This is a genomic window from Sporolactobacillus shoreae (assembly GCF_004684935.1).
GTDB lineage: Bacteria > Bacillota > Bacilli > Bacillales > Sporolactobacillaceae > Sporolactobacillus > Sporolactobacillus shoreae.
In genome coordinates, this window is the sequence record NZ_SRJD01000004.1 from 185,121 (window position 1) to 200,450 (window position 15,330).

A 15,330-nucleotide genomic window follows, 5' to 3' on the forward strand; every position below is an offset into this window, starting at 1 on the left:
GTGGCGACGGAAACGAAACACGACCAGATCATGAAATATATACGGAGCCTGGAGACCGGGAGCCGGATATCAGTCCGGCAGACAGCGAAAAGTCTGAATGTCAGTGAGGGAACAGCTTACCGCGCGATTAAAGATGCGGAAGTGCAGGGCTTTGTCAGCACGGTCGAGCGCGTAGGGACCATTCGAATCGAAAAAAAGCAGAGACAAAATATAGAAAAACTGACCTTTGATTCGGTTGTCAAAATTGTGGACGGCCAGGTTCTGGGTGGGAAAAACGGCCTGTCGAAAACATTGAATCATTTTGTCATTGGGGCCATGGAAATCGACGCAATGAAAAGGTATATTGGTCCTAATGATCTGATGATTGCGGGAAACAGAGGAATAGTGCACCGCTACGCGTTGAACGAGGGCGCGGCTGTATTGATTACGGGGGGGTTTGAAACCGGCGATGAAATTCGCGCACTGGCCGACAAACTGCAGCTGCCCGTTATATCGACGTCCTATGATACCTTTACAGTGGCCGCAAAAATAAACCGTGCGATTTACGATCAGCTGATCAAGAAGGAGATTGTGCACGTTTCAGATATATTGATTCCGCTTTCCAGGACGCATTTTCTCCTGGGTGAAGATTCACCGGCTAGGTGGATTGAACTGAATCGGACGACATCGCACAGCAGGTTTCCCGTTGTTGATAAAAAAATGAAGGTGACCGGGATTGTCGCGATGCAGGATGTCATGGCCCATCCCGAGGCTGAATTTATTTCTGAAGTAATGACCCCGGATCCTCTGACCGTCAGCCCGACGACATCTGTTGCGGCCGCCGCGCATCGCATGATCTGGGAGGGGATTGAATGTCTTCCCGTTGTCGACGTTCAGACACACTTGCTCGGAATTATCACCCGACGCGATGTTTTGAAAGCCCTGCAGATGATTCAGCAGCAGCCTCAGATGGGTGAGACTATTGAAGATCTTGTTTCCGCAAGCCTGGAGGATCTGTCTGAAGATGAGAACGATGCCTTCCGTTTTTCAGTGACGCCCCAGATGACGGATTATCTTGGATTTCTGTCATACGGGATCATGACCTCAATGATCATCGCGGCCGGCAGACGTGTTCTGAGTCATCTGAAAAAAGGGGATCTGGTCGCAGACAATCTTTCTTTCTATTTTTTTAAACCCGTGCAGATCGAGCAGACTGTGACTGTGCTGCCCAAGGTTCTGGAAAAGACACGGCGTAATGCGAAGCTGGATATTGAACTATATGTTGACGGTCAGCTTTGCGGAAAAGCTTTGCTCACGGTTCAGTTCATTGACCGATTTTAGTTGATCGGGAAATCCTGGTTCAGAAAAAATTTTATTGCTTGGGGGAGCATCGATTGATCGATCAGATTCTTGAAGAAATTCGCCGTTATGAGACTATTATTATTCACCGCCATGTCAGACCCGACCCGGATGCACTTGGATCCCAGGGGGGGCTGGCTTCCTTGATCAGGGACAATTTTCCCGGAAAACGGGTTTATATTGTCGGCGAAGAAACAGAGGATCTGCGGTTTCTCGTGCGAATGGACGAGATCGCTGATTCTGCGTATGCAGGCGCGTTGGTGATCGTCTGTGATACGGCAAACCAAGAACGAGTATCCGATAGCCGTTATTCCTGCGGAGCACGTATCATTAAAATTGACCACCATCCGCTTGTCGACTCTTACGGGGAGCCTCAATGGGTTGAAACGAGTGCCAGTTCAACAAGCGAAATGATTACTTCCATCTATAGAAATCATCCCGAGCTTGTTCTGACCGGACAGGCAGCGAGACTGCTTTTTGCCGGTATTGTCGGGGATACAGGACGGTTCCAGTTCAGCAACGTGACGGAAGAAACTTTTCTCTCAGCCGCCGAATTAATGAAAAAGCCGTTTGACCGACAAAAATTCTTCGATACGCTTTACCAGAGAAAACTTGCAGTAGTCCGTTTGAACGGGTATGTGCTGCAGCATTTCACACTGACAGATGAAGGTGTCGGATTTATAAAACTTCCACTTGATCTGATCCATTCCTTCCATCTGCAATCGTCTGATGCATCGACACTGGTTAATTGCTTTTCAACGACCGAAGGATTAAAAGCATGGGTTCTTTTTTCAGAAGAAGAGGGGCTGATACGCGCGCGGATACGGTCAAAAGGTCCGGAGATCAATCAGCTTGCCGCTCGCTATCATGGAGGCGGCCATCCTCTGGCATCCGGTGCGACAGTGTATAGCTGGGACGAAGCAGACGGGCTGATCGCTGATTTGAAAGTTTTGTGCAGCCGAACATAAAGCTATCTTGAAAAAACCGATAGAGAGGAGCGCGCGGCATGCCTTTTGCGCATTTGCATGTTCACAGTGAATACAGCCTTCTGGGCAGCACTTGCCGAATCGGCAGTCTCGTTGAACGGGCCGCAAGTATTGGGCAGACGGCACTGGCTCTCACGGATAAAAATGTCCTGTATGGCGTGATTCCATTCTACAACGCATGTAAAAAAGCCGGCATTCATCCGGTAATCGGACTGGAACTGTCCATTGATCCCGGTTTGGGTGACGAAAACTCAGAACGAAGCGGGCAGGAGCCCGGGATTCTGATCGTGCTTGCGGAAAACCGGACCGGATATGTGCACCTTGTCAAGCTTGCGTCACTTGTTCAATGTCGGAAGGACAAGCGGGTCGGATTGAGCGCTCTTGCCGGTTATGCGGAAGGCCTGATCGTTTTATCCGGCGGCGAGGCAGGCACTGTCGATCTTCTTCTTTCCAGGGGGAAAGTAGAACAGGCAGAACTCTTTATAAAAAAATTAAGCACTATTTTTCCTAATCGATTTTATCTCGAATGTCAGCGACGGGGATCAGTCAGAGGGAGTCAGGCGGAGCAGGCAAAAATTGCATTGAGTCGGACATTGTCAGTCCCGCTAGTTGCAACAAACGGGATTCGTTATCTGGACGGCAGTGACGCCCGAGCATATTCCTGCCTGAGGTGCATTGATAAGGGCACGAAACTCGGAGACGAATGGACAGTTGAAACATCCGACAATGATTTCAAATCCACAGAAGAAATGAGCCGCAGGTTCTCCGATATGCCCGAAGCCGTTGAAGCCAGCGGACAAATTGCTGCCCGCTGTCACGTTGATTTTTCATTTGGACGAATGAGGCTTCCGGCTTTTCCCGTGCCCGAGGGAAGCACATCGGAACAAGTGCTGAGGGATCAATGTGAGCTCGGGCTACGCCGGAAGTATTCAGGGGTTACGGAACAAATCCGGATGCGTCTGGAGAAAGAATTGGCAATTATCAACCAGATGGGGTTTAATGATTATTTTCTGATTGTCAGCGATCTGATCCGTCATGCCAAAAATTCAGGCTTTACACCAGGTCCGGGCAGGGGTTCTGCAGCTGGATCGCTTGTCGCATACATATTGGATATTACAGAGGTAGACCCACTGAAATACCATTTGCTTTTTGAACGCTTTCTGAATCCGGAACGTGTTACAATGCCGGATATTGATATGGATTTTCCTGACGTGGACAGAGATAAAATGATTATTTATGCTTGCAGAAAATATGGGAAAGACCATGTTGCCCAGATCATTACCTTCGGGACGCTTGCCGCTAAAGCGGCGATCCGCGATGTCGGCCGCGCTCTCGATTCAGATCCGCGTCTTGCCGACAGAATGGCACGGCTGATTCCATCATTTCCCAAGATGACGCTTGAGAAGGCTGTAAAAGAATCGCCAAAACTGCGAGCGATGCTTCGTGAGTCCAGTGAGGCGGCTGCCCTTTTCACTCTCGCGAAACAGATCGAAGGCCTGCCCCGGCATTCTTCCATACATGCCGCGGGTGTTATATTCAGCGACAGCTCGTTGACGGACATTGTCCCGGTTCAGGAAGGACATGATGGTATTTTCGTTACTCAGTATCCGATGGAAGTCCTGGAATCGCTGGGATTGCTCAAAATTGATTTTCTCGGCCTCCGCAATCTCACTTTTCTCAGAGAAGTGATCCGCAGAGTTTCCGGAATCATCGGGAAAGAATTAACTGCAGAAGCGATTCCGGCGGATGATCCCGCAACTTTTCAGATGCTGGGAAAGGGTGACACAACCGGCATTTTTCAGCTTGAATCGGATGGAATGCGCCAGGTTTTGCGGAAACTGAAACCGACCGACTTCGAGGACATCGTTGCCGTTCTTTCTCTGTATCGCCCGGGTCCGGCTCAGTTTATCGATCTTTACATCAAACGGAAACACGGCGATGATCCGGTCGTCTATCCTCATTCTGATCTTGAAGAGATTCTCGCGCCGACTTTCGGTGTGATTGTCTATCAGGAACAGATCATGCAGATTGCAGTGAAAATGGCCGGATATTCACTGGGTCAGGCTGATATTCTGCGTCGCGCGGTTTCAAAGAAGAAGCTGGGAATGCTGGAGGACCAGAAAAAAGATTTTCTCAGCGGGAGCCTGAATCATCACTACAGCCTGGAAACCGCGGAAAGGATTTTTGATTTGATTGTCCGGTTTGCGAATTACGGATTTAACCGGTCACATGCTGTCGCCTACGGTTTTGTCTCCTATCGCCTGGCTTATTTGAAAGCCCACTATCCCCAGGCCTTTATGGCCTGCCATCTTTCAAGTGTGTCCGGTAATGCCGAAAAGGTGAATGCGTCCGTGCAGGAAATCCGCAGAACAGGAATGGCACTGTTTCCCCCGTCAGTCAATCGGAGTGAATTGACTTTTGAGCCCGAGGGGCAGGGGATACGTTTTGGTCTCATCGCTATTAAAAACCTGGGTGGGGGCGCGATTAATGAGATTGTTAATGAACGTGCAAAGGCAGGTGCGTATCGCAGCCTCTTTGATTTTTGTCGGCGTGTGTCACTGCGCCGGGTAAACCGAAAAGCTATTGAATCGATCATCTTTTCCGGAGCAATGGATGAATTAGGCGCAGACCGGGCGATTTTGCTGGCTTCACTGGATCAGGCCATCCGTTCCGGAGAAGAGGAGCAGAAAAATATTGCCGGCCAGGAGACATTCCGGTTGCCTGAAAGCGACGCAGAGGACTATACGGATGTCCCCCCACTGACTTCCAGGGAGAAACTTCATTACGAACGGGAAGCACTGGGCATGTATCTGTCCTCACATCCGTTAGAGAGATTCAGAAAAAATTTTCCACCTGGCTTTTTGACGATTGCTCAGATGAATCAGATAAATTTGTCTCATCAGGCTCAATCGGTGTTTCTGGCCGTACTGGTTGAAGAATCAAAAAATATCAGGACAAAATCAGGTCAATCGATGGCTTTTCTTTCACTGAGTGATGAGTCCGGATCGGCAGAGGCCGTCTGCTTCCCGGCACAGTTTGATAAAAGCCGTGATCTCCTCCAGAATGATCGGTTATTAGTGGTTGAGGCGCGACTGTCAGAAAAAAAAAGCGGCCGGGGCAATCAGCTTAATATTGAACGGGCGGAACCATTAAACGACTACTTTCAGAAAAAGAACGCGGTTCTGTTTGTAAAAATTGACAAAGCACACCATCATCCAGAAGTGCTGGCACGACTAAAAACAGTCATCCGGAAATTTTCAGGGACCCACAGGGTTGTTCTGCACTATGAACAGAACGGGAAAACACTTGCGCTCGCACCGGATTTTGCAGTTTCATTGAATCAAGGATTTTTAGAGGATATACGGAAACTTCTCGGATCTGAAAACGTGACAGTCAGGCCCGGCAGGATTTTTTCTTAATATTTGCGGATCCCTCTGTTATAATAATGAAGTTTGGAAGCTTTTCGATATGCAGCCGGATAGAGTGAGACCGCGATTAAAAAGCTCCCCTGGTTCATAATGCGCTCTTGCAGTCATCGATTGATTGTTGCGAAAATAGGCGAAGTGCGCAGAAAACAATCGACGATTCAATGAATAAACAGTGACTAAAAGATGAATTGTTGATCATGATGCCCGGGTTTTTGCTTTGAACAAGATAGAGGGTGATATACTTGATAAAGGATTTTTTTGTTAAAAAGAAAAAATATGCGACGGTCCCTTCGGTGCGTGCCAGACAGGATGTTCCCGAAGGTATTGTTATGAAATGCCCGAAGTGCAAGAAAATCATGTACGTCAAAGAACTGAAGAAGCACCTGTATGTCTGCCAGTCATGCGACTATCATTATCCCCTAGGGGCCTTTGACCGTGCGGAAATGATTTTCGATGACGGTACTTTTGAAGAATTTGATAAAGACATGATATCGAAAAATCCGCTTCAGTTTCCAAACTATATGAACAAGCTTGAAAAAGACAGGCTTAAAACCAAACTGAACGAAGCGGTTATGACGGGCAGGGGCAAGATCGAAGGGCTGGCTACTGCAGTTGCCATTATGGATAAAGGATTCCGCATGGGCAGCATGGGTTCCGTCGTGGGCGAAAAAATCACACGTATGATTGAGTATGCGGACAAGGAAGGACTCCCGGTGATCATTTTCTCCGCATCGGGAGGAGCGCGTATGCAGGAAGGTATGCTCAGCCTGATGCAGATGGCCAAAACGAGCGCTGCTCTGAAGACATTCAGTGAAAACGGCGGCCTTTACATCTCGGTGATGACCCATCCGACGACAGGCGGCGTCTCAGCAAGTTTTGCTTCACTTGGAGACTTTAATTTTGCTGAACCTGGGGCGCTGATCGGCTTTGCCGGGCGAAGAATTATTGAACAGACGATTGGCGAGAAACTGCCGGAAGACTTTCAAACTGCCGAGTTTCTTCTGAAGCACGGACAGCTGGATCAGGTAGTGCCGCGAAGCGAGCTGAGACAGGTTCTTTCAAAGGTATTGTCGATACATGACCAGGGAGGTGCTGCCGGTTGGGACCGGAATTAGAGTTTGAAAAGCCCGTCAATGAACTGAAGGATAAAATCTCTGAATTGAAGCAGTTCATGGATGAGAAAGATATTGACCTGTCGGATGAACTCAGCCGTCTCCAGAATCGCCTTGCAGCACTTGAAAAGGAGACTTACAGCCATCTGACCCCCTGGCAGCGTGTACAGATCGCCAGGGATCTGAAGCGGCCGACAACGCTGGATTACATTCCGCTTCTTTTTGAAAGTTTCATTGAGTGTCATGGTGACCGGCTATACGGTGATGACGCAGCAATCGTCGCCGGTATCGCAAAATTCCACGGCCGTCCAGTGACTGTGATCGGTGAACAGCGCGGACGCAACACCAAAGAGAACATCATGAGGAATTTTGGCAGCCCGAATCCTGAAGGTTACCGGAAAGCTTTACGTTTAATGAAACAGGCGGACAAGTTCCATCGCCCGATTATTACGTTTATCGACACAAAAGGAGCTTTTCCCGGGAAAACTGCCGAAGAACACGGGCAAAGCGAGGCAATCGCCCGCAACCTTTTTGAAATGTCAGGGCTGACAGTCCCGCTCATCAGTGTGGTTATCGGTGAAGGGGCGAGCGGCGGCGCACTGGCGATCGGTGTCGGAAATAAAATTCTGATGCTCGAAAATTCATGGTATTCGGTGATCTCTCCGGAAGGAGCAGCGGCGCTTCTCTGGAAGGATTCAGGCCTGGCTGAGAAAGCAGCCGAAACAATGAAAATTACCGGATCGGATTTGAAAAAACTCGGTATTATTGATAAACTAATCCCGGAGGTTTTGGGTGGTGCACATCATGACCCGAAAAAACAGTCGGAGCTAATCGGTGACGCTTTGGAAGAGACCCTGTCGGAACTTGATCATCTGACTGGGGGGCAGGTGCGTGAACAGCGTCTGGCTAAATACCGGGCGATCGGCGATTTCGACACCATTCATGGTCATGCGGCAAATCATTCAGCTTTTTCATATTCAACAATAAAACAATAAATGGGACAAAAATGAGGTGACTGTTTTGATGAAGAAGATTGGCGTTCTGACGAGCGGAGGAGACGCTCCGGGTATGAACGCGGCCATTCGTGCCGTTGTCCGTTCAGGAATTTACCGTGGCGTCGAAGTTTACGGTATTTATCACGGCTACAAAGGGTTGATCACCGGCAATATTAAGAAACTCGATGTTGCAGATGTCGGCGATATTGTGCAGCGCGGCGGGACAATCCTGTATACTGCACGCTGTGAAGAATTTAAAACAGAAGAAGGCCGTGCGATCGCGATCCAGCAGCTGAAAAAGTTTGGCATTGAAGGCCTCGTCGTGATTGGCGGCGATGGGTCTTTTATGGGCGGTGTCAAGCTGACTCAGCTGGGGTTCCCGACCATCGGCATTCCGGGAACGATCGATAACGATATTCCTGAAACAGACTTCACTCTGGGCTTTGACACGGCGCTGAACACGATTATCGATGCAATTGACAAAATCCGCGATACAGCAACTTCCCACGAGCGCCAGTTCATCGTTGAGGTCATGGGCCGCGGATGCGGGGATCTGGCTTTGTGGTCTGGTCTGGCCGATGGTGCCGAAACAATTATGCTTCCTGAGAAGAAGGAGGATCTCGACACTATTGTTGAACGATTGAACCGAGGCATCGAGCGCGGCAAAAAACATAGCATTATCGTTGTTGCAGAAGGAGTCGGCAGCGCCTACGATGTGGCAAAGGAGATAAAATCCAAAGCGAACATGGACACGCGTGTCACCGTGCTCGGACATGTCCAGAGGGGCGGGTCTCCGACGGCTTTTGATCGTGTTTTGGCAAGCCGGATGGGAAGCAAGGCTGTCGAATTGCTGCTTAATGGTGACAAGGGAAAGATGATTGCCATTCAGAATAATAAAATTGTTGCGCATGACATTCTTGATCTGTTAACCAAAAAGCATGGGTTTGATGAAAATCTTTATACGTTGGCAAAGGAATTATCCATATAAGAGAAAGTTCGGAAAGAATAAGGAGGCCGGTAACCCGGCTGCTCGTACTTGTGATATTTTGAACAATCTCAAAAAATTAGCTGGGGGTATTATGATGAGAAAAACCAAGATTGTCTGCACACTGGGCCCTGCAAGTGATTCAGTTGAAGTTCTCGTTAAATTGATCAATGCGGGAATGAATGTTGCACGTTTCAACTTTTCACACGGAGATCATGAGGAACATCATCAGAAGGTTGTCAACCTGCGTGAAGCGATGAAGATCACTGGCAAGACGATTGGTATCCTGCTTGACACAAAGGGACCGGAAATCCGCACGCATGACATGGCGACTCCCGAAGTTCTGCTGGAAGAAGGCAAATCTGTTGATATTTCGACAACCGAAGTTGCAGGCACAGCAGAAAAATTTTCGATCACCTATGCAGAATTGATCAACGATGTCAGCGTTGGATCGCGCATTCTGATTGATGACGGCCTTGTTGAACTGGTTGTAACAGGCATTGACAAGGAACAGGGACTCATTCATAACAAGATTATGAATACAGGCGTCCTGAAGAGCAAGAAAGGAATTATCGTCCCTAACGTCAGCATTAATCTTCCGGGCATGACAGAAAAAGATGCCAATGATATCGTATTCGGAATCGGCGAAGGCATTGATTTCATTGCTGCTTCGTTTGTCCGCCACGCGTCGGATGTTCTTGCTATCCGCAAACTGTGCAAGGAAAACGGTGCTGAAGATGTCCATATCTTCCCTAAGATTGAAAGCCAGGAAGCTGTAGACAACATCGATGAGATCCTTGAAGTTTCCGACGGCATCATGGTTGCCCGTGGCGACCTGGGTGTTGAAATTCCGCCGGAAGATGTTCCACTCGTTCAGAAGAGATTGATCAAGATGTGCAATAAAGTCAGCAAGACAGTTATTACAGCAACTCAGATGCTCGATTCCATGATCAGAAACCCTCGCTGTACGCGTGCCGAAGCCAGTGACGTTGCGAACGCCATCTTTGACGGTACGGACGCGATTATGCTTTCAGGCGAAACGGCTTCTGGTAAATGGCCGGTTGAGGCTGTTACGACAATGAACAACATTGCGTCGAAAACAGAAACAGCGCTTGATTATCACTCGATTCTCAGCAAACTGAGCGAATCCAGTGATGCTACAGTTACCGCCGCAATTGGCGAAGCGGTTGCGCATACGGCACTCAGTCTTGATGTGGATGCCATCATCTCGTCAACGGTCAGCGGCTATACGGCGCGCGTCGTTTCCCACTATCGTCCGAAGGCTCCGATCATTGCTGTCACGAATTCAGAACGTGTCGCTCATAAAATGTGCCTCGCATGGGGTGTGACACCGGTCTTGGCAGAACTTGCTACAACGACTGATGAAATGTTCGAAATTGCCGTTGACAGTGGCGTTAAATCAGGACTTGTCAACAATGGAGACTTGGTTGTTATCACAGCCGGACTCCCAGTTGCCGCAAAGGGCAAGACAAATGTTCTCAGAGTACACCGTGTAGGCGAAAGCCTGACGGAAGCCTAAACACTCAGATATCCCTGAAAAGTGTTTTAGGTGTTTGTCCGAGTTCAGTATAAAAATCTTTTGATTTTTCTTCATGAATAGCATGGTTTATGATAAGAGAAGGTGCGATATCGTACCTTCTCTTAAATTTTAAGGATCGGAGTGCTTTTTTTTGGAAACTTCCAGGACACGAATTGTAGCAAGATATAATGAAACAGATAAAATGGGCATCATTCATCACAGCCAGTATGTGAACTGGTTCGAGGTGGCCCGAACGGATTGGATCAGGCAGTCTGGACTTTCCTTTCGCCAGATTGAGGAAAGAGGGCTGATGATGCCAGTCATCGGTATTGAAGCGCACTACCATTTACCGGCAAAATATGACGACGCAGTGATTGTAGAAACGTCAATTCAGAGCTATGACAGTATTAAAATGAGTTTCAATTATAGGGTCATTAGAGAATCTGATGGCGCATTGCTCGTCGATGGCGTCAGCTCACATTGCTTTACAGATGATCGGATGCACCCCGTTTCCCTGAAAAAGAAAGATCCTGAACTGAACAGGCTGATCGCCGGCGAGGTTGGCCTGTTATGAATCGATATTGGGTAGAATGGTCCCGAAAATTCTGGATCTGGTTCCTGATCTATGTTCTTGCAGAAATCAGTTTGCTTATTTGGGTGGGGCGGCAGTTCGGCGTATTGAATACCCTACTGCTGCTCCTGATCAGCGCAATTTTAGGAATCTGGACCGTTCGAAAACAAGGCTTTTCAATTCTTCAGAAAATCAGGGATGATCTCAGCGAGCGCAGGATTCCCGGAAACCCGCTTCTGGACGGCCTTTGTCTGATTCTCGGAGGATTTCTGTTCGTGATTCCCGGCTTTATCAGTGACGCGGCGGGTCTGCTTCTGCTGATCCCGAGACTGAGAGTCTGTATGAGGAAAAAATTTATAATTTGGATCCAAAACAGGATCAGCCAGGGAAACGATACGTTCATTTTCTTCAGAAAAAGAATTTAGCTTGCCTTTTTTCCGATAATATAATTCCATAGGAGGCGCCACGCGCCCACCTGGTGGAGGATCCTGATCATGATCAGGACAAGAGGGCCAATGACCAGTCCGGCGAAACCGAGCCATCTGAAACCGAAGTAAAGCGCAATCAATATGACGAGAGGATCCAGCCCGATACCCGACGAAAGTATTTTCGGTTCAATAAGCTGGCGCTGGACCACTGATACAGCGTATAGTACCGTCAGAGCGATTGTCAAAAAATAGTGATGAGTCAAATATTGATACAGAATCCATGGGATAAAAATAATTCCCGTTCCGAGATATGGGATCAGATCGACGAGCGCTGAGATGAAAGCGATCGTAAACGCATATTTCGTCCGCAGAACAAGTAGTCCAATATAGATAAGTATCATCGTTAATGAAACGAGAATAATCTGAGCTCGTACAAATCCGGCACATGTTTTTTTTAGTTCCTGCCACATTTTTTTTGCAGGCCTTCTTAACGTTGAAAAAAAGGGAAGCATGGCCAGCCTTTTCTTGATTTGTTCTGAGTCCTTGGAAAGAAAAAAAGCAGCGAGAAAAACAAACACTGTTGAAAAAAGTGTATCAGGCAAGGAGGAAACAAACTGTGTCAGGCTTGAAAGCAGCCGGACGGCTATGTCATTCAGAAAATTAATCAATGTCCCAGCCATACCTTCGAAATTAACCTGAAGCATGTGCTGCTGTTCTTTTGTAAGTCCGGAAAAAATGTTGACGGTTTTTTCCCATGAAGGGAGCAAATGGGCAAAAAAGTAAGTCTGCAGGTCGCCGAGCAGTGATTCGAGCTGGCCGGGAACGGTCTTCGAGAATGAGGCAATGCCCCTTATCAGTGCGGCGGCGATAATAAGAAGCAGGCTGACTGCGATGGAAAACAGAATGAAGAGAGTGAGAAATGAAGCGAGGCCTCTTGAAAGTCCTGTTTTCTTTGCGATAAACGACACAATAGGATTTAGAAAGAGGGACAGGATGCACGCAATCAGGAATGGAAGGGCCGTTCGGACGGCAAAGTACAGAGCAGCAAGAAGTAGCACGATCATTCCAAAAACGATCACGGCGCGCAACAGTATAAGCAAATAGTTTCTGAGTGGCCCTTCTTTGCGATCGTTCATTAGCCAATCCCACCTTATTCTTTACGCTATGCTTAAAGATTCAAGATATGTCCGGGCACTCGACTTTGATTTTAATGGTCAAATCATAGAAAAGTGTTTTTTGTTCACAATATTGACCTAAACAGATATAATCTAAATAAAAGGCTGGCTATTTTGGGCCAGTAATTATTAAGCGCTTACAGTGTCAGTGATTAACAATTTAGAATTCGCTTAAGGAGGGGATTCCTTTGACAACGACCAAGGGTTTGGAAGGCGTTGTTGCAACGACCTCAGCTATCAGTTCGATCAATAATGACGTGCTAACTTATCGTGGTTACAGCATTCAGGATCTTGCTGAACATTCTAATTTTGAAGAGAGTGTTTATCTGCTTTGGAATGGCGAATTGCCCACAGAGGATCAGCTTGGTATTTTCAGGAAGAAACTTGCCGAGAATGCGGTTGTTCCAAGTGAGATTTTTGAAGTGATTAAGGCCTACCCGCTGCATACAGTCCATCCAATGGCTGTTCTCAGGACTGCTGTATCGGCTCTGGGTGTTCTCGATCCCGATGCAGACCTGATGGACGTTATGTCGAATAAGGAGAAAGCGATTCGGCTTCAGGCAAAAATTGCAACAATCGTCGCGGGGTTTGCTCGGATCCGGCAGGGTGCTGAACCCGTTGCTCCAAAAAAGGACCTTGGACTTGCTGCGAATTTTCTTTATATGCTTAAAGGCCGGATTCCCACGGACGTGGAGACCAAAGCGTTTGATACGGCGCTTGTTCTTCACGCCGACCACGAACTGAATGCTTCGACGTTTACGGCAAGGGTCTGCGTGGCGACTCTGTCCGATATTTATTCCGGTGTGACATCGGCAATCAGTGCGCTCAAGGGGCCGCTACATGGCGGGGCAAACGAGCAGGTCATGAACATGCTGGAGGAAATAAAATCCCCTGAAGATGTAGACTATTATATTGAAAACGCGCTGGCGAGCAGAAAAAAAATTATGGGTTTTGGTCATCGGGTTTATAAAAATGGAGATCCACGTGCGCGTATTCTTAAAAAAATGGCTGGTGAACTGACGAAGATGGGGGAAGATACGCGCTATTATGAAATGTCGTTGCGTATTGAAGAACTTCTCAAGGAGAGAAAGGGCCTGCTTCCAAACACGGATTTTTATTCGGCGACACTGTACCACACTCTGGGAATTGAAAAAGATCTGTTCACCCCTGTCTTCGCGATCAGCCGGACATCCGGATGGGTTGCCCATATTCTGGAACAATACAGCGATAACAGGCTGATCCGGCCCAGGGCTGAATATAACGGTCCCGGACTTCGTCCGTATTTGCCTGTGGCTGAGCGCTGAGCGTCTGGCTGCCTGATACAAATGACATCAGTGGCCTGGGACTTCAATGAAAATGTTATAATAATTAGGGAAGAGAGTCCGATGCTGGGAGGTACCGATGTGACACAAGGAGAACAAATTACAGTAGAAAACGGTGTTTTACATGTTCCTGATCATCCGATTATTCCTTTTATAGAAGGTGACGGAATCGGACCTGATATTTGGAGAGCGGCCTCAAGGGTTTTTAACGCCGCGGTGGAGAAGGCTTATGGCGATAAAAAGAAGATTGCATGGAAAGAGGTGCTGACCGGGCAGAAAGCTTTCGATCTGACCGGTGAGTGGCTTCCTCAGGAGACGCTTGACGCGATCAAAAAGTATGTGATTGCTATCAAGGGGCCGCTGACCACTCCGGTAGGAGGCGGAATCCGTTCGCTGAATGTGGCGCTCCGCCAGCAGCTGGACCTTTTCACATGCCTGAGGCCCGTCCGGTATTTTCAGGGGGTTCCCTCACCCGTAAAACATCCGGAACGCGTGGATATGGTTATCTTCCGTGAGAATACTGAAGATATATACGCAGGAATCGAGTTTGAATCCGGAACACCGGAAGCGCAGAAAGTCATAAATTTTCTGCAAAACGACATGGGCGTCCGAAAAATTAGATTTCCTGAGACTTCCGGGATCGGTATTAAACCAGTATCGAAAGAAGGAACAGACAGGCTGGTACGCGCGGCGATCCGTTACGCGATTAGTGAAGGCCGTAAAAGTGTGACTCTTGTCCACAAGGGAAATATTATGAAATTCACAGAAGGCGCTTTTAAAAACTGGGGTTACGACCTCGCGGAAAAAGAATTCCCGGACCAGACCTTTACATGGAAACAATTCGACGCGATCGCGGCAGAAAAAGGAAAACAGGCAGCCGTCGAAGCTCAGAAAGAGGCTGAATCTGAAGGGCGAATTATTGTTAAGGACGCAATCGCCGATAATTTTCTTCAGCAGATCCTGACGCGGCCTTCTGAATATGATGTGGTGGCCACAATGAATCTTGATGGAGATTATATTTCCGATGCGTTGGCCGCCCAGGTTGGAGGAATCGGCATCGCACCGGGTGCCAACATTAATTACGAAACCGGGATTGCCATATTTGAAGCGACTCACGGCACAGCTCCGAAGTACGCGGGTATGGACAAGGTCAATCCTTCATCCGTCATCCTTTCGGGTGTTCTGATGTTTGAGCACCTGAAATGGTATGAACCGGCTAAGCTCATCACTCAGGCGATTGAAAAGACGATCGAATCGAAAGTAGTAACTTACGATTTTGCCCGGCTCATGGACGGAGCGAAAGAAGTAAAATGTTCAGAGTTTGCGGATGAGTTAATTAGCCATTTGTAAAGAATCTTATAGTCACACCCGCTTTTCAAATCATATGCTATGTTAAAGTTCAATGTTGATCTTGCTCCTTTGTTGAGTGAAAAACAACAGACAAATTTTA

General features: G+C 47.8%; 11 protein-coding genes and 1 pseudogene. 11 read left to right on the forward strand and 1 reads right to left on the reverse strand.

Annotated elements, in window-relative coordinates; genetic code table 11:
* From E4665_RS05605 to E4665_RS05645, 9 genes and pseudogenes are all read left to right on the forward strand, one after another.
* On the forward strand, positions 1–1,320 hold the full coding sequence (locus tag E4665_RS05605) for a DRTGG domain-containing protein (protein ID WP_135347811.1): 1,320 nt from the start codon (positions 1–3) through the stop codon (positions 1,318–1,320).
* 53 nt (positions 1,321–1,373) lie between these two features.
* The gene (locus E4665_RS05610; protein WP_135347812.1) at positions 1,374–2,306 is read left to right on the forward strand and encodes a DHH family phosphoesterase; all 933 of its coding nucleotides are present in this window, start codon (positions 1,374–1,376) and stop codon (positions 2,304–2,306) included.
* Between the two features lie 38 nt (positions 2,307–2,344).
* Entirely contained in the window at positions 2,345–5,743 is a 3,399-nt protein-coding gene (dnaE, locus tag E4665_RS05615) for a DNA polymerase III subunit alpha (protein WP_135347813.1), read from the forward strand.
* Positions 5,744–5,994: 251 nt separating this feature from the next.
* Positions 5,995–6,867 (forward strand): acetyl-CoA carboxylase, carboxyltransferase subunit beta, encoded by an 873-nt coding sequence (accD, locus tag E4665_RS05620; protein WP_135347814.1) that lies wholly within the window; start codon positions 5,995–5,997, stop codon positions 6,865–6,867.
* Positions 6,852–7,859, forward strand: a complete 1,008-nt coding sequence (locus tag E4665_RS05625; protein ID WP_135347815.1) for an acetyl-CoA carboxylase carboxyltransferase subunit alpha — start codon at positions 6,852–6,854, stop codon at positions 7,857–7,859. Before accD ends, E4665_RS05625 begins: the two co-directional genes overlap by 16 nt.
* Positions 7,860–7,887: 28 nt before the next feature.
* The gene (gene pfkA, locus E4665_RS05630) at positions 7,888–8,847 is read left to right on the forward strand and encodes a 6-phosphofructokinase (RefSeq protein WP_135347816.1); all 960 of its coding nucleotides are present in this window, start codon (positions 7,888–7,890) and stop codon (positions 8,845–8,847) included.
* 94 nt (positions 8,848–8,941) lie between these two features.
* Positions 8,942–10,378, forward strand: a pseudogene (pyk, locus tag E4665_RS05635) (pyruvate kinase); the annotation flags it as partial.
* A gap of 157 nt (positions 10,379–10,535) precedes the next feature.
* A complete protein-coding gene (locus tag E4665_RS05640) occupies positions 10,536–10,958 on the forward strand; it encodes an acyl-CoA thioesterase (protein ID WP_135347818.1) in 423 nt (140 codons plus the stop codon).
* Positions 10,955–11,380, forward strand: a complete 426-nt coding sequence (locus tag E4665_RS05645) for an FxsA family protein (RefSeq protein ID WP_135347819.1) — start codon at positions 10,955–10,957, stop codon at positions 11,378–11,380. Before E4665_RS05640 ends, E4665_RS05645 begins: the two co-directional genes overlap by 4 nt.
* Here the strand turns inward: E4665_RS05645 and ytvI are convergent.
* Positions 11,377–12,519 (reverse strand): sporulation integral membrane protein YtvI, encoded by a 1,143-nt coding sequence (gene ytvI / locus E4665_RS05650; RefSeq protein WP_135347820.1) that lies wholly within the window; start codon positions 12,517–12,519, stop codon positions 11,377–11,379. The two genes, E4665_RS05645 and ytvI, sit on opposite strands and share 4 nt — an antisense overlap.
* Before the next feature lie 227 nt (positions 12,520–12,746).
* Here ytvI and citZ point away from each other — a divergent pair, with 227 nt between their 5' ends.
* Together citZ and icd are read left to right on the forward strand one after the other, a co-directional pair.
* Complete coding sequence (citZ, locus tag E4665_RS05655; protein ID WP_135347821.1) at positions 12,747–13,862, forward strand: citrate synthase; 1,116 nt, start codon at positions 12,747–12,749, stop codon at positions 13,860–13,862.
* A 99-nt stretch (positions 13,863–13,961) separates the two neighbouring features.
* Positions 13,962–15,230 carry an NADP-dependent isocitrate dehydrogenase gene (icd, locus tag E4665_RS05660; RefSeq protein ID WP_135347822.1) on the forward strand — a complete coding sequence of 423 codons (1,269 nt, stop codon included), beginning with the start codon at positions 13,962–13,964 and terminating at the stop codon, positions 15,228–15,230.
* Positions 15,231–15,330 lie beyond the last annotated feature (100 nt).

Coding starts and splice junctions, on each gene's coding strand:
- dnaE (WP_135347813.1), top strand. CDS start 2,345: ATGCCTTTTGCGCATTTGCATGTTCACAGTGAATACAGCCTTCTGGGC.
- E4665_RS05645 (WP_135347819.1), top strand. CDS start 10,955: ATGAATCGATATTGGGTAGAATGGTCCCGAAAATTCTGGATCTGGTTC.
- pfkA (WP_135347816.1), top strand. CDS start 7,888: ATGAAGAAGATTGGCGTTCTGACGAGCGGAGGAGACGCTCCGGGTATG.
- ytvI (WP_135347820.1), bottom strand. CDS start 12,519: ATGAACGATCGCAAAGAAGGGCCACTCAGAAACTATTTGCTTATACTG.